Annotated in this window: 17 protein-coding genes and 3 tRNA genes; 15 read left to right on the top strand and 5 right to left on the bottom strand. The window is 60.9% G+C overall.

Annotated features, from left to right (window positions below; all coding sequences use genetic code 11):
• Nucleotides 1-17 precede the first annotated feature (17 nt).
• Both HKD46_RS00170 and HKD46_RS00165 read left to right on the top strand, forming a co-directional pair.
• Complete coding sequence (locus tag HKD46_RS00170; RefSeq protein ID WP_171864727.1) at nt 18-1364, top strand: sensor histidine kinase; 1347 nt, start codon at nt 18-20, stop codon at nt 1362-1364.
• A gap of 101 nt (nt 1365-1465) precedes the next feature.
• Entirely contained in the window at nt 1466-1927 is a 462-nt protein-coding gene (locus tag HKD46_RS00165; protein ID WP_171864726.1) for a hypothetical protein, read from the top strand.
• Between the two features lie 68 nt (nt 1928-1995).
• Here HKD46_RS00165 and torA read toward each other — a convergent pair whose 3' ends face one another.
• Together torA and HKD46_RS00155 are read right to left on the bottom strand one after the other, a co-directional pair.
• Entirely contained in the window at nt 1996-4476 is a 2481-nt protein-coding gene (gene torA, locus HKD46_RS00160) for a trimethylamine-N-oxide reductase TorA (protein ID WP_171864725.1), read from the bottom strand.
• A gap of 22 nt (nt 4477-4498) precedes the next feature.
• Entirely contained in the window at nt 4499-5629 is a 1131-nt protein-coding gene (locus HKD46_RS00155; protein WP_043153917.1) for a NapC/NirT family cytochrome c, read from the bottom strand.
• A gap of 298 nt (nt 5630-5927) precedes the next feature.
• Between HKD46_RS00155 and HKD46_RS00150 the strand changes: the two genes are divergently transcribed.
• Nucleotides 5928-7937 (top strand): DNA topoisomerase III, encoded by a 2010-nt coding sequence (locus HKD46_RS00150; protein WP_171864724.1) that lies wholly within the window; start codon nt 5928-5930, stop codon nt 7935-7937.
• Nucleotides 7938-8010: 73 nt separating this feature from the next.
• On the opposite strand, the gene HKD46_RS00145 is transcribed toward HKD46_RS00150, so the two are convergent.
• Both HKD46_RS00145 and HKD46_RS00140 read right to left on the bottom strand, forming a co-directional pair.
• On the bottom strand, nt 8011-9366 hold the full coding sequence (locus HKD46_RS00145) for a TrkH family potassium uptake protein (protein WP_053288043.1): 1356 nt from the start codon (nt 9364-9366) through the stop codon (nt 8011-8013).
• On the bottom strand, nt 9363-10016 hold the full coding sequence (locus HKD46_RS00140) for a TrkA family potassium uptake protein (RefSeq protein ID WP_010675965.1): 654 nt from the start codon (nt 10014-10016) through the stop codon (nt 9363-9365). The genes HKD46_RS00145 and HKD46_RS00140 overlap by 4 nt, the downstream gene beginning before the upstream one ends.
• A 125-nt stretch (nt 10017-10141) precedes the next feature.
• Between HKD46_RS00140 and murB the strand changes: the two genes are divergently transcribed.
• Both murB and birA read left to right on the top strand, forming a co-directional pair.
• A complete protein-coding gene (gene murB / locus HKD46_RS00135; RefSeq protein ID WP_103243871.1) occupies nt 10142-11179 on the top strand; it encodes a UDP-N-acetylmuramate dehydrogenase in 1038 nt (345 codons plus the stop codon).
• Nucleotides 11176-12141: a bifunctional biotin--[acetyl-CoA-carboxylase] ligase/biotin operon repressor BirA gene (gene birA / locus HKD46_RS00130; RefSeq protein ID WP_010675963.1), complete on the top strand. Its 966-nt coding sequence runs from the start codon at nt 11176-11178 to the stop codon at nt 12139-12141. The genes murB and birA overlap by 4 nt, the downstream gene beginning before the upstream one ends.
• A 76-nt stretch (nt 12142-12217) precedes the next feature.
• On the opposite strand, the gene coaA is transcribed toward birA, so the two are convergent.
• Entirely contained in the window at nt 12218-13156 is a 939-nt protein-coding gene (gene coaA, locus HKD46_RS00125) for a type I pantothenate kinase (RefSeq protein ID WP_029314861.1), read from the bottom strand.
• 263 nt (nt 13157-13419) lie between these two features.
• Here coaA and HKD46_RS00120 point away from each other — a divergent pair.
• From HKD46_RS00120 to rplL, 10 genes are all read left to right on the top strand, one after another.
• A tRNA-Tyr gene (locus HKD46_RS00120) sits at nt 13420-13504 on the top strand.
• A 38-nt stretch (nt 13505-13542) separates the two neighbouring features.
• Nucleotides 13543-13617, top strand: a tRNA-Gly gene (locus HKD46_RS00115).
• A 172-nt stretch (nt 13618-13789) separates the two neighbouring features.
• Complete coding sequence (gene tuf, locus HKD46_RS00110) at nt 13790-14974, top strand: elongation factor Tu (RefSeq protein WP_005306325.1); 1185 nt, start codon at nt 13790-13792, stop codon at nt 14972-14974.
• Between the two features lie 52 nt (nt 14975-15026).
• A tRNA-Trp gene (locus HKD46_RS00105) sits at nt 15027-15103 on the top strand.
• Between the two features lie 60 nt (nt 15104-15163).
• Entirely contained in the window at nt 15164-15535 is a 372-nt protein-coding gene (secE, locus tag HKD46_RS00100; RefSeq protein WP_010675960.1) for a preprotein translocase subunit SecE, read from the top strand.
• Nucleotides 15536-15568: 33 nt separating this feature from the next.
• The gene (gene nusG / locus HKD46_RS00095; RefSeq protein ID WP_197055467.1) at nt 15569-16096 is read left to right on the top strand and encodes a transcription termination/antitermination protein NusG; all 528 of its coding nucleotides are present in this window, start codon (nt 15569-15571) and stop codon (nt 16094-16096) included.
• A 134-nt stretch (nt 16097-16230) separates the two neighbouring features.
• Nucleotides 16231-16659: a 50S ribosomal protein L11 gene (gene rplK, locus HKD46_RS00090; RefSeq protein WP_005306313.1), complete on the top strand. Its 429-nt coding sequence runs from the start codon at nt 16231-16233 to the stop codon at nt 16657-16659.
• 4 nt (nt 16660-16663) lie between these two features.
• Entirely contained in the window at nt 16664-17365 is a 702-nt protein-coding gene (gene rplA, locus HKD46_RS00085) for a 50S ribosomal protein L1 (RefSeq protein WP_010675958.1), read from the top strand.
• Nucleotides 17366-17621: 256 nt separating this feature from the next.
• A complete protein-coding gene (rplJ, locus tag HKD46_RS00080) occupies nt 17622-18122 on the top strand; it encodes a 50S ribosomal protein L10 (RefSeq protein WP_005339895.1) in 501 nt (166 codons plus the stop codon).
• Between the two features lie 51 nt (nt 18123-18173).
• Nucleotides 18174-18539, top strand: coding sequence for a 50S ribosomal protein L7/L12 (gene rplL, locus HKD46_RS00075; RefSeq protein ID WP_010675957.1), 366 nt, complete (start codon nt 18174-18176; stop codon nt 18537-18539).
• The last annotated feature ends 63 nt before the right edge of the window (nt 18540-18602 follow it).

The following is an 18602-nucleotide window of genomic DNA, read 5'->3' as shown; positions in this document are numbered from 1 at the left end:
ATGGCGGGGTGGGTTGAATGAGGCTGGTACGCACCCTGCGAGGTCGGCTGGTGGTGATCGCCATGGTCTGGTGCGGTCTCTTCCTGTTCGCCACCGGCTTCAGCCTGCAGACCATGATGCGCAACTACTGGCTGGAGGCGGAGGCCGATGGCCTGCGCCTGCAGCTCTACGATCTGCTCTCTCGCCTCGAGATCCAGCCGGACGGCATGCCGGTGGTCACCGAGCCTATGGCCGATCCCCGTTATCGCCAGCCCTACTCCGGCTACTACTGGCAACTGGAGCTGGGGGAGACGGTGGTCAGTCGCTCCCGCTCCCTGTGGGATGCCCATTTGAGCGCCCACGGCCTGAAGTCGGCCTTCGGCGATCCGGACCTCTTCGTCGGCAAGGGGCCCAACAAGGAGCCCCTGCTCATCATGACCCGTACCGTGCTGCTGCCGGGGTCTGATCGGGTCTTCACCCTGGTGATGGCCAAGGACAGCAGCGCCCTGACCCAGACCCTGAAGAAGACCCGTATCAGCCTGTTCCTCGGCCTCGGCTTCGCCGCCACCGGCCTGGTGCTCGGCTTCATGTTCCAGATCCTCTACGGCCTGCGCCCGCTGCACCTGCTGCGCCGCGAGCTGAGCCGCGTCCATCAGGGTCATCAGGAGGGGTTCCGGCTGCGCTACCCCCTGGAGATCCAGCCGCTGGTGGAGGACATCAACCGCCTGCTGCACCACTATGGCGAGCTGCTGCAACGAGCCCGCTCCCACACCGGCAACCTGGCCCACGCCCTCAAGACGCCGCTCAGCATCATGCGCAACCAGGTGACCCAGTTGCCGCCGGAGGATCAAGCCGCCCTCGGCGAGCAGCTCGACCAGATCCAGCGCCACATCGACTATCACCTCGGCAAGGCGCGGGTGACCGGCGCCGCCAAGATCCTCGGGGTGTCGACCCCGGTGCGGGCCCGGGTGGAGTACATCTGCCGCGCCTTCTCCCGCCTCTATCCCGGCAAGACGGTGGACTTGCAGGTGCCGGTCAATCTGGCGGTCGGGGTGGAGGAGCAGGACTTCGACGAGATGGTGGGCAACCTGCTGGAGAACGCCTTCAAGTGGTCTGCCAGCGAGCTGCGCATCTCCAGCGCCGAGCTGGGGGGCTGGATCACCCTGCGCATCGAGGACGACGGTCCCGGCATGAGCGAGGATCAGATCGCCAAGGCGGTGCTGCGGGGGGTGCGCCTCGACGAGAAGGTGCCGGGCTCGGGCCTTGGCCTCAACATCGTCTCGGATCTCGCGGAAGCCTATCGCGGCAGCCTCATCATGGGGCGGGCCGAGCTGGGGGGGCTCGCTGCTTCCCTCTCCCTGCCGAAGGTGGCCAGGGTTGAGTGACGGAGCTCCCCGTCGGGGGCCCCTTTTGTGCCGCCGTGCTGGCAAGGGTGCGGCACCCGGCATAAGATACGTCTCTTGTTTCAGGTGTAGGAAGGGTAGCAATGACTGACGATCCTTGGGCTTTGTGCCATCTCGATGATTCGTTCGATGCCTCGGTGCTGGGCACCAAGGGGGCCCAGATCCAGTGGTTCGAGGACAGGGATGCCCTGATCCAGTTCCTGCTGGAGGACTTTGTCGACCTGCTGGCCGATGTGGGCGAGCTGGACGAGGATCAGACCGAGAGCGCCCGCGAGCGCTTCACCCTGCTGGTGGAGCAGAGCCTGGATGATCGCACCCTGATGGATGCCATCAACGATCTCGCCTCCGGCCTGCGCCGTATTGCCTGGCTGGGGCCCCTCTCCGAACTGGCGGAGTTGAGCGACGATTTCGCAAGCGGGCTGCGTGCCTTCTTCTGGAGCCAGTATGACGGTGACGAGGATGACCCCGAGGCCTGGGTGCCGGAAGATCTCTGGCCCCAGCTGGCGGAGTGCGCCGAAGAGTACATGGTGGAAGGAGACTTCTGAGCCACACCACAAACTGCGATAAGAAAACGGCGCCTTGATGGCGCCGTTTTTGTTGCTCAGTCCTCTACTCAGCCGTTGGCCGGTACCTCGTGCGCCGTGTTGGCGAGCACTGGCCCGATATACTTCTCTATCTGCAATTGGGCCATGTGGCCGCAGTTGCCCTGGGCCAGACTGGACGAACCCTCGTCGAAGGTGAGGCAGTTGACGTTGCCGTTCTTGCAGATGCTGCCCGCTTCCCCCGGCTTGGCCGGATCGTACCAGGCCCCTTCACACACCCGCACTACCCCGGGCCGGATATCGGCGGAGATCAGGGCCCCCACCAGGATCTGGCCGCGCTCGTTGAAGGCCCGCACCAGATCGCCATCCTGGATGCCGCGCGCCTTGGCGTCGTCCGGATGGATCAGGATCGCCTCCCGATCGGCGATGGCGAACTTGTCCCGCAGCGGGGTGTTGTCGAGCTGGGAGTGCAACCGCTGGGTCGGGTGGGAGGTGTTGAGCGACAGCGGATAGCGCGCCGCCACCTCGCTCTTCACCCACTCCTTGGGCTCATACCACTTGGGATGACCGGCGCAGTCGGCATAACCCATCCCCGCCACCGTGTTGGAGAAGATCTCGATCTTGCCGGACGGGGTACCGAGCGGGTTGAGCAGCGGGTTCTCGCGAAAATCGGCGTGACGGATCCACTGGCGGTTGGCCTCCGGGATCGGGAAGCGGATGTAGTTGTTGGACTCCCAGAACATGTTGAACGGCGGCAGCGCCACACGGGCGCCACGGGCCTGCGCCGCCATGCCGTCGTACATCTGCTTGAGCCACAGCATCTCGTCCTTCCCTTCGGTGTACTGCTCCTGCACACCCAGCTTGGCGGCGATGGCGCTGAAGATGTCGAAGTCGTTGCGGGCTTCAAACTGGGGCGGCACGCACTGGTGCATCGGGAACACATAGCGCTGGGAGTAGTCGCCCCCCATCTCCAGATCATTGCGCTCGTAGCTGGTGGTGACCGGCAGCACGATATCGGCGTGCTTGGCGGTAGCGGTCCAGTAAGGCTCGTGAACGATCACGGTCTGCGGTTTGCGCCACGCCTGCAGCAGGTTGTTGGTGTCCTGATGGTGGTGGAAGGGGTTGCCGCCCGCCACGTAGACCAGCTTGATGTCCGGATAGGTCACCTTGCGGCCGTTGAAGTCGATGGTCTTGCCCGGGTTGGCGAGACAGTCGGCGATGCGGGCCACCGGGATGGGGGCCGGGCTGTTCTTCGGGGCATTGCCGGCGGAGATACCCGCCAGAATGCCGCCCTTGGCGCTGGGGCTGCCACCGGAGGAGTAGTGGTAGCTGAAGCCGTAGCCGCCCCCCGGCAGGCCGATCTGGCCCAGCATGGAGGCCAGAGTGACCAGCATCCAGTTCGGCTGCTCCCCGTGGTGCTGACGCTGCATGCCCCAACCGGCCATGATCATGGTGCGCTTGGCGGCCATGTCGAGGGCCAGTTGGCGGATCACCTTGGCATCGACGCCGCAGACGCTGCTCGCCCACTCGGCGCTCTTGGGCTGGCCGTCCTCCTTGCCGAGCAAATAGGTGAGGAAGGTGTCGAAGCCGACGGTGTAGCGATCGAGGAAGGCCTGATCGTGCTTCTTCTCGCTGTAGAGGGTGTGGGCCACCCCCAGCATCATGGCCACGTCTGTGTAGGCGTTCGGGGCAATCCACTCGGCGCCGACCAGCTTGGCGGTCTCGTTGTAGACGGGATCGATGCTGATGACCCGGGTGCCTTTCTCTTTCAGCGCCTTGAAGCCCGCTTGACCTTCGTGATCCGGCATGTTCCAGCTGTTCTTCAGGGTGACCTGGGCGTTGACCCCCCACAGCACCACCAGTTCGGCATGCTCGATGACGTTGGGCCAGGCGGTCTGCTGCTCATACACCTCGATGGAGCCCATCACGTGGGACATGATCACCTGAGCCGCGCCGGTTGAGTAGTCACCGGCATAACCGGTGAAGCCGCCCGAGAGGTTCATCAGGCGGTGCAGCAGGGTGCGGCTGTTGTGGAACATGCCGACACTCTTCCAGCCGTAGGAACCGGCGTGGATCGCCTGCGGGCCGAAATCAGACTGAACGCGCTGGATCTCGCCGGCCACCAGGTCGATGGCCTTTTCCCAGCTCACCCGTACCCACTCGTCGGCACCGCGCAACTCCGGTCTGGCGCCCGGGCCGTGCTCCAGCCAGCTTTTGCGCACCATGGGGTACTTGATGCGGTTCTTGGCGTGGACCTGGAACGGCGCCATGTCGATGAGGTCATTCGGCGCTGGGTCATCGGCCACCGGCTGGACCCGCACCATGCGGCCCTCGGAGACGATGGCCTCGAAGGCTCCCCAGTGGGCGCCGGTCAGGATGCCCTTCTGGGCGGGCACCAGGGTGGGGAACTGCTCAAGGGCCGTGCTGACGGCCTTGGCCAGGGCGCTTTTCGGGAAGAGACCAGCCAGCAGGGGCAGGGCGGCACAGGCCCCCAGCCCCTTGAGCAGAGTACGGCGGGAGAGGTTGGTCTGTTGGTCATTGAAAAAAGTCATGGGAGAGTCCTCTGTTCCTGCCTTAATGGGCCGCGCTCATGTCGCTGGCATGTTTCTGCACGTATTGGGTGAGCATGCGCGCCTGCTCCGGGGTGAGGGAGGTACGAGACTCCATCCCCTTGATGACGCCGATCCACTGGTTGGCGTTGAAGTGATCCAGCGCGGTGAGGCCGTGACAGCCGGTGCAGTTGTTGGACATCAGGGTGGAGGCGTATTGCCACAGCTTGCCCTGGTCGCCGATGAGCTGGCTCTGGTCGACCCAGGCGGTCAGGCTGACCTGATGCCAGGTGAGGTTGGTGGCGCTGTCGGTTTCGCTCTTGCCGGTCACGAGGGCTTTTCTGGCGGCTTCGCCGACCAGCACGCTCAGGATCCGTTTGCCGGGGGCGGCGTAGAACACCTCGCTCACACCGTCCTGCTGCCAGCCGTCGATGCGCACCTGGGTGCGGCCGTTGTCGTTGGCCAGCACTTCCACCTGGGTGGAGGGCATCAGGGTGCCTTCGTCAGTCTTGGCGCCAGCATCCAGATAGAGCGGGGTGGTGGCGATGGCATAGCGGGTGGTGACGGTTGCCGGGGTCTGGGCCGCGGCGGCGGCCAGTTCGCTGGCACCGGCGGCGGCCAGGCCGCTCATGTCGGGCATGATGTGGGCAACGCCGCGGTGACAGTCGATGCAGGTCTGACCCTCCTTGATGGCGACCGGGTGCTCGGCGCGGGCATTGGGGCGCTGGGCCAGGATGTCCATGGAGGCGTAGCTGTGGCAACTGCGACAGGTGGCGGAGTCATTGGCCTTGAGCTGATCCCACACGGTCTGGGCCATGCGCAGCTTGTGGGCCTCGTATTTCTCCGGGGTGTCGAGGGTGCCGATCGCCTCGTGATAGATGTCCTTCACGGCGCGGATCTTGGTCCAGAGATAGGCGGCGGGTTCACTGGGGATGTGGCAGTCGGCGCACTCGGCGCGGATCCCCTTCACGTTCTGGAAGTGGACGCTGCCCTGATATTCGGCGAGCGGGGTCTGCATGGAGTGGCAGGAGACGCAGAACTCGGTGGAGCTGGTCTTGTGCAGCACGGTGACGGTGACGCCCAGTGCGGCGATCCCCAGCAGGGCCCCGAGCAGCAGAAGCCAGAACCAGGTCTTTCTCAACAGTTTTCCAAGCATGGTGACGGTGTCCTTCGAATTCGGGTATTACCAATATAGTAGTAGTCCCAGGATTCAAAGGGTTGACCTCGGTCATGGTTTTTATTTCGTCATATAATTGATTTTTGGTTTTGTTGTTTGTTTTTGCATGATTTATTGAATTTAAATCGCATTTTTCCCATACAGCGGGAGCGGGATGTGCTGTGGTGGGAGCGATGCCCAAGCCGGGGCGAGGAGGCAGTACGCCACCCCGGGGCTTGGGGTTTGTGGCGGGAGGATTGTATACTGTTCACATATACAGTATTCAGGTGTATCCATCATGCGACTCTTTATCGCCGAGAAACCCAGCCTTGGCCGCGCCATCGCCGATGTCCTCCCCAAACCGCACAAGAAGGGGGATGGTTTCATCGAGACGGCGCAGGGAGACGTGGTGACCTGGTGCATCGGCCACCTGCTGGAGCAGGCCGAGCCCGATGCCTACGATGCCGCCTACAAGCAGTGGCGCATGGAATCCCTTCCCATTGTCCCGACCCAGTGGCAGCTGGTGGCCAAACCCAAGACCAAGGCCCAGCTGGCCGTCATCAAGAGGCTCATCAAGCAGGCGGACTGCGTGGTCAACGCCGGTGACCCGGACAGGGAAGGGCAACTGCTGGTGGACGAGGTGATCGACTTTCTCGGCTATCCCAAGACCAAACCGGTTCAGCGCTGCCTCATCAGCGATCTCAATCCCCCCGCCGTGCGCCGCGCCCTCGACAAGCTCAGAGACAACAAGGAGTTCGTGCCGCTGGCGGTGTCGGCGCTGGCCCGTAGCCGTGCCGACTGGCTCTATGGCATCAACATGACCCGGGCCTATACCCTGCTTGGCCGCAAGGGGGGCTGCAGCGAACTGCTGTCGGTGGGTCGGGTACAGACCCCCTTGCTCGGTCTGGTGGTGCGCCGGGATCTCGAGATCGAGGCCTTCGTTCCCAAGCCGTTCTACGAGGTGATGGCCCATCTGTTGACCCAGGGCAACGAACGCTTCACCGCCAGGTGGCTGCCATCGGAGGCCTGCCTGCCCTGGCAGGATGAGGAGGGTCGGGTGCTCAACCGGGCGCTGGCCGCCAAGGTGGTGGAGCGGATCCAGGAGCAATCCGCCCGGGTGGAGGCGGTGGAGGAGCAGGCGCGCAAGCAGGCGGCGCCGCTGCCCTACAACCTCTCCAGCCTGCAGATCGACGCGGCCAAGCGCTTTGGCATGGATGCCAAGCGGGTGCTGGATATCTGCCAGAGCCTCTACGAGCGGCACAAGCTCATCACCTATCCCAGATCCGACAGCCGCCATCTGCCGAGCGAGCACTTCAACCGGGCCGGCCAGGTGCGGGAGGCCATCGCCAGCACGGCCCCTGCGCTGGCCAGGGCGGTCGCCGAAGCGGATGGCAGGATCCGCAGCAAGGCGTGGAACGACAGCAAGGTGGATGCCCACCACGCCATCATTCCCACCGAGAAGAGGGGGAACGAGGGGAGCCTAGGGGCCGACGAGGCGAAGCTTTACGGCCTGATTGCCCGCCAGTATCTGCTGCAGTTCTACCCGCCGTTCGAGTACAACGACAGCAAGGTGTTGCTGCGCATCGCCGGAGGGCTGTTCCAGGCCAAGGCGCGCCGCATCCTCAAGGCGGGCTGGAAGGCGCTGCTCGGAGTGGAAGAGGATGACGAGGAGGAGGCGGGAACCCTGCCTGCCCTGAAAGAGGGGGAGGAACTGCTGTGCGAGCGGGGGGAGCTGCTGGAGAAGATGACCCAGCCCCCCAAGCCGTTTACCGATGCCACCCTGCTTGCCGCCATGACCGGCATCGCCCGTTATGTGCAAGATCCCGAGATCCGCAAGACCCTACGGGAGACCGACGGTCTGGGCACCGAGGCGACCCGGGCCGGGATCATCGATCTGCTGTTCAAGCGCCGCTTCCTGGTGCGCCAGGGCAAGAGTATCAAGGCCACCCCGACCGGGCGAGCCCTGGTCCAGGCGCTGCCCACGACCGCCACGACACCGGACATGACGGCACTGTGGGAGCAGAGTCTGGGTCAGATCGCCGAACGTCACGGCAGCTACCAGCAGTTCATGGGGCCGCTCACCGAGCAGCTCAACGGCCTGATCGAGGGGGCGCGGCAGGATTCCGGCGCCAGCTTCAGCGCGCTGCCCAAGGCGGCGCCCGGTGACAGCAAGCAACGCTTTGCCCGCCGCAAGCGGACTGGGTCCACCGCCGCACGCCCCCGCACGAGCACGGGCAAGAGTGCTCGTGCGGGGAAGAGCCCTGGAAAGAGCACTGGTAAGGGGACGACCAGGGGCAAGGCTGCCTGAGGCTGGCGAGCGCCGTGATCACATAAAAATAAGAAGAGGGGCCAGTGGCCCCTCTTTGCATGGATGGAGCGGCTTACCCCGTGTAGACGCTCTCTTCCGGATAACGGATGCGGGTCTCCACCGGGCGGGCCAGCATGATCGCCAGGGTGAGGGGCCCCAGACGGCCGCAGATCATCACCAGCACCAGGATCAGTTTGCCCGGTTCGCTCAGAGAAGCGGTGATGCCGGTGGACAGTCCCACGGTGGCAAAGGCCGAGATGGTCTCGAACATGATCTTGTCGAATGATTGCGACTCCGTGAGCATCAGCAGGAACATCGCCAGCATCAGCACCATGGTACTGACGATGATGATGGCCAGGGAGCGGGTCACTATCTGGGGTGACAGGGTGCGGCCGAAGGCGGTGACATGGGGGCGCTTGGTCAGAAACGCCCGGGTCGCCAGCAGGACGACGGCAAAGGTGGTGACCTTGATACCGCCCCCGGTGGAGGTTGCCCCGGCACCGATGAACATCAGCAGCATCATGAACAGCAGGGAGGCCGGTACCATCTGGCCGATATCCACCGTGTTGAAGCCCGCCGTGCGCGCGGTGGCCGACTGGAAGAAGGCTGCCAGCCACTGGCTCCCGAAGGAGGCGTTGCCCAGGGTGCCCGGGTTGTTGTGCTCCAGCAGCCAGAACATCAGGGTCCCCAGCAGCAGCAGGGCAGGGGTCATCAGCAGCATCAGCTTGCTGTGCAGTTTCAGCTTGCGCCAGCGGCGGTTGCGCACCAGGTCGACGATGACGGTGAAGCCTACCCCCCCCAGGATCAGCAGGGCCGGTATGGTCAGGCTGATGATGGGGTCATCCCGGTAGTCCATGAGGTTGTTGGCAAACAGCGAGAAGCCGGCGTTGTTGAAAGCTGACACCGCGTGGAAGAAGCTGACGTAGAGGCCGTGGCCCCAGCCCATGTCGGGCACCCAGCGAATGGCCATGATGGCGGTGCCGATCAGCTGGGCAATCAGGGCGAACAGGACGATGCGCTTCACCAGCTGGACGATGTTGACGGATCCCTCCTGGCCCAGCGCCTCCTTGGCCAGCACCTGCTGGCGCAGCCCGACCCGCTTGCTGAACATGGCGATGAGCAGCAGTGTCATGGTCATCTGGCCGAGACCACCAATCTCCATCAATATCAACAGGATGATCTGCCCCTGCAGGGTGAAGGCGGTGCCGGTATCTACCACCCCGAGGCCGGTCACGCTGATGGCGGAGGTGGCGGTGAACAGGGCGTTGATGACGGTGACCTCACCCTTGTGGCTGGAGGGCTGGACCAGAAACAGGGTGCCAACCAGCAGGATGATGAGGAAACTGCCCAGGATGAGCTTGGCCTCGCTCCAGCGGGAGTTGTCTTCCCGATGCAGGGTGAAGGCGTAGTTGCTGCGCCAGTTGATCATAGGGTGTCGAGCCAGTGATCGATGGCGTGCTTGTTGCCGGCCAGGATCAGGATGTCACCGAGTTGCAGCTCCATCTTGCCGGTCAGGACGTTGTGCAGCACCTCACCCCGCTTGATGGCCAACAGCTGGAAATCGCTTTGCTGCAGCAGGCGTAAGTCGGCCAGGGTGCGGGTGTTTTGCTGCAAGCCGATCACGAACTCGGTCAGCACCATGTCGTGACCCAGCTCCAGGTAGTCGAACAGCCGGTTGTCCAGCATGCTCTGGGCCACCCGGCGGCCCATGTCCCACTCCGGGTTGATCACCTTGTCCGCGCCTACCTTCTGCAGGATCTTGGCGTGGAACTTGTCGCGGGCCTTGACCCAGACCTTCTTCACGCCCGCCTCTTTCAGCACCAGCGTGGTCAGGATGCTGGTCTCCAGGTTGTCGCCGATGGCGACAAAGACGATGTCGAAATTCGCCAGGCCCAGTTCGGCGACTGTGGCCTCGTCGGTGGCATCGGCCACGATGACGTGGTTGCAGAGGGTGGCTATCTGGCGGGTCTTGCTCTCGTCGATGTCGATGGCCAGTACCTCGGCATTCTGGCGCTGCAACTCTTCGCACAAGGCGCTGCCAAACAGGCCCAGGCCGATGACGGCGAATTGATTGTTCATACATGCTTCCTCAGCGGGATGAAGGGGTTACTCTACTCCAGAGCCCTGAGTCCGAAAAGTGTCCGGGTTTTTTGTCCCGGGGGATCTGGGGTAAACTGCGCCCTTGTCCTTGTCGGAACACACAGATGAAACTCACCCCCCACGCCTCCCTGTCGACCCTCAATACTCTGGGCCTGGATGCACACTGCCTCTGGCTGGCCGATGTGACCCGGCCGGATGATCTCGCGCAACTGCGGACCAACCCGGAGTTGGCCACCTTGCCGCGCCTGGTGCTGGGAGGAGGAAGCAACATCCTGTTCTGCGATGACTTTGCCGGTCTGGTGATCCACAACGGCCTGAAAGGGATCACGCTGCACGAGGAGTCCGAGCACTGGCTGCTGCACGTGGCGGCAGGTGAAAACTGGCACGAGCTGGTATGCCACGCCCTGCAACAGGGCTGGCACGGGCTGGAGAACCTGGCACTCATTCCCGGGACGGTCGGGGCGGCCCCGGTACAGAACATCGGTGCCTACGGGGTCGAGCTGGCCAGCGTCTGTGCCTACGTGGAGGCGTTCAACTGGCAGAGTGGCGAGGTTGAGCGCATCGCGGCGGCCGACTGCCGGTTCGGTTACCGTGACAGCATCTTCAAGCACGACTATCAGGACTCCCACTTCATCATCGCCGTCGGTCTGCGCCTGCCCAAGGCATGGCGCCCGGTCGCCGGCTATGGCCCGCTGGCGGCGCTGGGGGATGCCCCTTCGCCACAGGCCATTTTCGACACCGTCTGTGCCACCCGCATGGCCAAGCTGCCGGATCCGGCGGTGCTGGGCAACGCGGGCAGTTTCTTCAAAAACCCTGTGGTGCCCGCCGCCCTGGCCGAGACCCTGAAACAGCAATACCCGCAGATGCCCTGCTACCCTGCGGCAGAAGGGCAGGCCAAGCTGGCGGCTGGCTGGCTCATCGATCAGTGCGGTCTCAAGGGGTTTGCCATCGGTCGTGCCGCCGTGCATCAGGAGCAGGCGCTGGTGCTGGTCAATCTGGGGGGCGCCAGCGCAATGGAGCTCATCGCGCTGGCGGCCCATGTCCGCGACAGCGTGGAGCACCAGTTCGGTGTGGTGCTGGAACACGAGGTGCGCTTCATGGGGCGCAGCGGTGAAACTTGGCTCGATGAGGTACTGGCATGACCCTGACCCCCGTCAGACAGACCCTGATCACCCTGCTGAGCGATGGTCAGTTTCATTCCGGCGAGCAGCTGGGCGAGCGCCTTGGCATCAGCCGGGCTGCGGTGAGCAAGCACATGGCCGCGCTCAAGGATCTGGGGCTGGATCTCTTCAGCCTGACCGGCAAGGGCTATCGGCTGGCGGTGCCCATGGCCCTCTATGACGAGGGGCGGCTGCAGGCAGAGGCACCGATGGCGCCGGTGCACTGCTTCCCTGTCATCGACTCCACCAACCAGTACCTGCTGGAGCGGGTCAATACCCTGAGCTCCGGGGAAAGCTGTCTGGCCGAGTGCCAGACCGCCGGGCGGGGACGTCGTGGCAAACCCTGGGTTTCCCCCTTCGGTTGCCAGCTGATCCTGAGCATGTACTGGCGGCTTGAGCAAGGCATGGCGGCCGCCATGGGACTGAGTCTCGCGGTCGGCGTGGCGGTGGTCGAGGCGCTGGAGTCCCTCGGTTATCCCGGGGTGGAGCTCAAGTGGCCGAACGACCTCTATTACCAGGGCCGCAAGCTGGCGGGCATCCTGGTGGAGATGAGCGGCAGTGCGGGTGCCAGCTGCCATCTGGTGATCGGGGTCGGCCTCAATCTGGCGATGCCGAGTCGGGAGGGGGAGAAGATCGATCAGGCCTGGTCCGAGCTGCGCCATATCCAGCCCGAGCTGGTGGATCGCAACGAGCTTGCCGCCTGCGTGCTGCTGCACCTGCAGCAGGCCATGCAGACCTTCGAACAGACGGGACTGGCGAGTTTCGTCGAGAGCTGGAACCGGCTCGACCACTTCGCCGGCCAGCCGGTGAAGCTGCTGATGGGAGAGCAGGTGATCCGCGGGATAGCCCGGGGGATCGACGAACGCGGAGCCCTGCGTCTGGAAACGGAAGAGGGGCTCAAGTTCTATCTGGGAGGGGAACTCTCCTTGCGGCGGGGGGACTGAGCCCATACGCTCATGACGACTGAATGAAAGAGGGGGCCTGCGGGCCCCCTCTTTCATGTATGCACTGCGACAGTGGTCACTTGCGCAGCTTGATCTGCTCGATGGCGTGCTCGTTGCCCTTGGTGAGGATGAGGTTGGCCCGCTCCCGGGTCGGCAAGATGTTCTCTTGCAGATTCAGGTAGTTGATATCCTGCCAGATGTTGTTGGCGATCTCGGTCGCCTCGCTCTCGGCCAGCTTGGCGTAGTGGTGGAAATAGGAGTCGGGATCCGAGAAGGCGCCGCTGCGGAATTTGAGAAAACGATCGATGTACCAGGTGCGCAGCAGCTCGGCATCGGCATCCACATAGATGGAAAAGTCGACGAAGTCCGACACGAACACGCGATGAGGGTCCTGGGGATAGTCCATGCCGCTTTGCAGCACATTGAGCCCTTCCAGGATCAGGATGTCCGGCTGCTCCACCACCTTCTTCTCGTCGGGCAGGATGTCATAGATGAGGTGGGAGTAGACGGGGGCCTCGACCTTCTCGTGGCCGGCGCGGATATTGGCGACAAACTCCACCAGATGGCGGATGTCATAAGACTCGGGGAACCCCTTGCGGCGCATCAGGCCACGGGCTTCCAGCTCCTTGTTGGGAAACAGGAAGCCGTCGGTGGTGACCAGCTCCACCCTGGGGTGCTCCGGCCAGCGCTCCAGCAGTGCCTGAAGGATACGGGCCGTGGTGCTCTTTCCTCCCGCCACGCTGCCGGCGATACTGATGATATAGGTGCCCTTGCCGCGGGACTGACCGAGAAACTGCTCCAGCACCCGGCTGCGGCGCTGCTTGGCCTTGACGTAGAGATTGAGGAGACGGGAGAGGGGCAGATAGATCTCTTCCACTTCCCGCAATGACACCTTCTCGTTGATCCCGCGCAGGGTCTGCAGATCGTGCTCGGTCAGGGTCAGGGGGACCGCATCGCGCAATAACGCCCATTGTTCGCGGGTGAATTGCAAATAGGGGTTATGCTCTGTCGTCATGGTGTCATCACTGTTTCTTGGGCAGGGCGACCATACACCAAGGGATCGGGAGCGACAAGGGACGCGTCCGGTCGGGACGGAGAAGGAGCGTTTTTTTGCCTGGATCCCGGCATAAATGCACATTTTGCAAGGTGCAATGGTTGCATCCCCAAAATCCTTACCATAAAATGCGCGACGCTTGGATGTCTGTCGTCTATTTGCCCAGCAAAAGCGACAAAAACAACGGGTGCAAGCAGAATTACCGTTGTGGCATTTATGCAACTGGAGGGGTTCCCGAGCGGCCAAAGGGATCAGACTGTAAATCTGACGGCTCTGCCTTCGAAGGTTCGAATCCTTCTCCCTCCACCATATTTCTCTGCGGTTTGAGTTCTTTGGGTTAGAGAAATGCGGGCATCGTATAATGGCTATTACCTCAGCCTTCCAAGCTGATGATGCGGGTTCGATTCCCGCTGCCCGCTCCAAGATGCTGATATGGCTCAGGTAATTCTGAGAGCCACACCTTAGGGTGAGTTCGGCAATCGAACCAGCCTGTCAGCACCAACCTCTCTACTCCCCTTGATTCAAATCCATCATATAAACTGTTCTGTGGTTAGCTTGCCACCGCGTACTCAGCGTTAGTTTAGAGGGACGATCATGTCTAAAGAAAAATTTGAGCGTAATAAACCGCACGTTAACGTGGGTACCATCGGCCACGTTGACCACGGTAAAACCACCCTGACCGCCGCCATCACCAACGTGCTGGCCAAGCACTTCGGTGGTAAAGCTTTCGCCTTCGACCAGATTGACAAGGCGCCAGAAGAGCGTGAGCGTGGTATCACCATCAACACCTCCCACGTAGAATACGACACTGCTACCCGCCACTACGCCCACGTAGATTGCCCGGGTCACGCCGACTACGTTAAAAACATGATCACCGGTGCTGCCCAGATGGACGGCGCGATCCTGGTAGTAGCAGCGACTGACGGCCCGATGCCGCAGACTCGTGAGCACATCCTGCTGGGTCGTCAGGTAGGCGTTCCGTACATCATCGTGTTCATGAACAAGTGTGACATGGTAGATGACGAAGAGCTGCTGGAACTGGTCGAGATGGAAGTTCGCGAACTGCTGTCCGAGTACGACTTCCCGGGTGATGACCTGCCGGTAGTCCGTGGTTCCGCACTGAAAGCGCTGGAAGGCGAAGCTCAGTGGGAAGAGAAGATCCTGGAACTGGCTGGCCACCTGGACACCTACATTCCGGAGCCGGAGCGTGCCATTGACCAGCCGTTCCTGATGCCTATCGAAGACGTCTTCTCCATCGCAGGCCGTGGTACCGTAGTTACCGGTCGTGTAGAGCGCGGTATCGTCAAGGTTGGTGAAGAAGTGGAAATCGTTGGTATCAAAGATACCACCAAGACCACCTGTACCGGCGTTGAAATGTTCCGCAAACTGCTGGACGAAGGTCGTGCAGGTGAGAACGTTGGCGCACTGCTGCGTGGCGTGAAGCGTGAAGACGTAGAGCGTGGTCAGGTACTGGCCAAGCCGGGCACCATCAAGCCGCACACCAAGTTCGAATCCGAAGTGTACGTGCTGTCCAAAGAAGAAGGTGGTCGTCATACCCCGTTCTTCAAGGGCTACCGTCCGCAGTTCTACTTCCGTACTACCGACGTGACCGGTACCATCGAACTGCCGGAAGGCGTAGAGATGGTCATGCCGGGCGACAACATCAAGATGGTTGTTACCCTGATTGCCCCGATCGCGATGGACGACGGCCTGCGTTTCGCCATCCGTGAAGGTGGCCGTACCGTAGGTGCTGGTGTTGTAGCCAAAGTTATCGCTTAATCTTGGCTTACATAAATAAAGCAAAGCCCCTATAATAGGGGCTTTCTTATGCAGGGGCGTAGTTCGAATTGGTAGAACAGCGGTCTCCAAAACCGATGGTTGCGGGTTCGAGTCCTGCCGCCCCTGCCATATACCTCGTCTCGTACGGGGCTTTTGTGTCTTTGGTTACGTCAGATACAGGTGGGTTGTATGAGTGTTAGTTCTGAGGGTCAGGGCGGAAGCAAGGATACCCTGCTTTGGGGCCTGGTTTTCATCATCCTTGCGGCCGCTGTAGTGGGCAATTACCTGCTGAGCGACGTTATTGCTGCCGTCCGCGCCCTGGGTGTGGTCGTTGTCATCGCTGCTGCCGGTGCAGTGGCCCTGCAAACCACCAAGGGCAAGGCAACACTGGCGTTTGCCCGTGAGTCTCGCCTGGAAGTCCGCAAGGTCGTATGGCCGACCCGTCAGGAAGCCATTCAGACAACCCTGATTGTGCTGGCGGTGACTGCCGTGATGGGGCTGCTGCTGTTCGTGTTGGACGGCGCCTTGGTCTGGTTGGTCAACCTGATTACCGGTGTGTAAGGATAAGCCATGACTGAACAACGTGAACAGCGTATGAGATGGTATGTCGTGCAGGCATTTTCCGGCTACGAAGGCCGTGTTGCCAAATCCCTGCGTGAACATATCAAGATGCATGGCATGGAAGAGCTGTTTGGTGAAGTGCTGGTCCCGACCGAAGAAGTGGTCGAGATGCGTGCTGGCCAGAAGCGCAAGAGTGAGCGCAAATTTTTCCCGGGATACGTCCTGGTCCAGATGGTGATGGATGAAACCACATGGCACCTGGTACGCAATGTACCACGTGTAATGGGTTTCATCGGCGGTACCTCCGATCGCCCTGCTCCTATCTCCGATAAGGAAGCGGATGCCATCCTCAATCGTCTGCAAGATGCCCACGACAAGCCGCGTCCGAAAACCCTGTTTGAACCGGGTGAGATGGTCCGGGTTGCCGATGGTCCGTTCGCCGACTTCAACGGTACCGTTGAAGAGGTGGACTACGAAAAGAGCCGCGTGAAGGTCTCCGTACTGATCTTCGGCCGCTCAACGCCGGTAGAACTGGATTTTGGTCAGGTCGAAAAAGGCTGATTAATCTCTGTACGTTTAACGGTTGTCAGGGGCAGCGATTATCTCTATAATTCGCTGCCCCTTTATTTGTTGGGGAGCCGTTTGCAGGAGCATGTCTCCGAGGCGTTAGAACCCATTTTTGAGGTATTTTTGTAATGGCTAAGAAAGTCACAGCTTATATCAAGCTGCAAGTTAAGGCTGGCAGTGCTAACCCCAGCCCTCCCGTTGGTCCTGCTCTGGGTCAGCACGGTGTGAACATCATGGAATTCTGTAAGGCATTCAACGCCCGTACAGAAAAGCTGGAAAAAGGTTCTCCGACTCCGGTCGTGATCACCGTTTACAGCGACCGTTCCTTCACCTTCGAAACCAAGACTCCGCCCGCTTCCTTCCTGCTGAAGAAAGCCGCTGGTATCCAGTCTGGTTCCGCCAAGCCGAACAAAGACAAGGTTGGTAAGGTGACTGTGGCTCAGCTGCAAGAAATCGCCAAGACCAAAGAGCCGGATATGACTGGTGCCGATCTGGATGCAAAAGTACGTTGCATCGCCGGTTCCGCTCGTTCCATGGGCCTGGTAGTGGAGGAGTAAGACAATGGCTAAACTGTCCAAGCGTATGCGCGTTATTCGCGAAAAAGTTGACGGTACCAAAGAGTACTCCATCAACGAAGCCATTGCCCTGCTGAAAGAACTGGCTACTGCCAAGTTCGTTGAAAGCGTTGACGTTGCCGTTAACCTGGGTATCGATGCTCGTAAATCCGATCAGAACGTACGTGGTGCAACTGTACTGCCGCACGGTACCGGTCGTGACATCCGTGTCGCCGTGTTCACCCAGGGTGCCAACGCCGAAGCCGCCAAGGCTGCCGGTGCTGAACTGGTTGGTATGGACGACCTGGCCGAGCTGGTCAAGAAAGGCGAGATGAACTTCGACGTCGTCATCGCATCCCCGGATGCCATGCGTGTTGTTGGTCAACTGGGTCAAATCCTGGGCCCGCGCGGTCTGATGCCGAACCCGAAAGTGGGTACCGTCACTCCGAACGTAGCCGAAGCCGTCAAGAACGCCAAGGCTGGTCAGGTTCGTTACCGTAACGACAAGAACGGTATCATTCATACCACTCTGGGCAAGGTCTCTTTCAACGAAGTTCAGCTGAAAGAAAACCTGGAAGCGCTGCTGGTTGCCTTGAAGAAGGCCAAGCCGTCCTCCGCCAAGGGTGTATTCATCAAGAAAGTCAGCATCTCCACCACCATGGGGGCCGGTGTTGCCGTAGACCAAGCTTCCCTGGAAGCTCAGGCCTAATTGATGGGTTTTACAAGGCGCAAAATTTAATCTATAATTTTGCGCCTTGATTGGTTGGGGGTTTCGACCTCCGTCCAAGACCGCAGGAGGCCGCAAAGCCTTAATTCTTCCTGCGTAGACGGTGCCGGAAACCCAGCGAGAAAGATTCTTTCTCTTCTGGAATCCTGCTACCGCATCGTTCCTCTCTGTTGTAAAGGTAGGGGGGATGTGTCAGTACTGGGTCAACAGACCCGGATTCAATCCAGGAGTTAAGCCAATGGCATTGGGACTCGAAGACAAAAAGGCAATTGTTGCTGAAGTCAACGAAGCTGCCAAAGGCGCTCTTTCTGCAGTTGTAGCCGATTCTCGCGGCGTCACTGTAGACAAGATGACCGTCCTGCGTAAGACCGCTCGTGAAGCTGGTGTGTACATGCGCGTTGTGCGTAACACCCTGCTGCGTCGCGCGGTAGAAGGTACCGAATACGAGTGCCTGAACGACGCATTTACCGGTCCTACCTTGATTGCTTTCTCTAACGAACACCCGGGCGCTGCCGCTCGTCTGTTCAAAGAGTTTGCCAAAGCGAACCAAAAGTTCGAAATCAAGGCTGGCGCTTTTAACGGTGAGTTTATCGCCGCAGCACAAATTGATCGTCTGGCCACGCTGCCGACTTACGAAGAAGCAATTGCGAAGTTGATGGCTACCATGAAGGAAGCCTCTGCTGGCAAGCTGGTTCGTACTATCGCTGCTGTTCGCGACCAGAAACAAGCTGCTGCTTGATTCTCGCCTATCTAGGCTGTTTGAGTTTATTCAACATCAGGAATTTTTGTCATGTCTATCACTAAAGACCAAATCATCGAAGCCGTTGCTTCCATGTCCGTAATGGAAGTTGTTGAGCTGATCGAAGCTATGGAAGAGAAGTTCGGTGTTTCTGCCGCTGCTGCCGTCATGGCCGGCCCGGCTGCTGCTGAAGCAGTAGAAGAGAAGACCGAGTTCGACGTAGTTCTGACTGCTGCTGGCGCCAACAAAGTTGCCGTCATCAAGGCCGTTCGTGGCGCTACCGGTCTGGGCCTGAAAGAAGCCAAGGACCTGGTAGAAGCTGCTCCGACCAATCTGAAAGAAGCCGTGTCCAAGGACGAAGCTGAAGCTCTGAAGAAAGAGCTGGAAGCTGCCGGTGCTTCTGTTGAGATCAAATAATCTGCATTTATGTAGATTAGCCTGATAAAACAGGCTAAGGCTGGTGAATCTTTATTCACCAGC

Source organism: Aeromonas sp. TW 6 (assembly GCF_013168745.1).
Classification (GTDB): Bacteria; Pseudomonadota; Gammaproteobacteria; order Enterobacterales; family Aeromonadaceae; genus Aeromonas; species Aeromonas caviae.
Note: the sequence above shows the minus strand (reverse complement) of the source record. Positions and strands in the feature narration are given on the sequence as shown.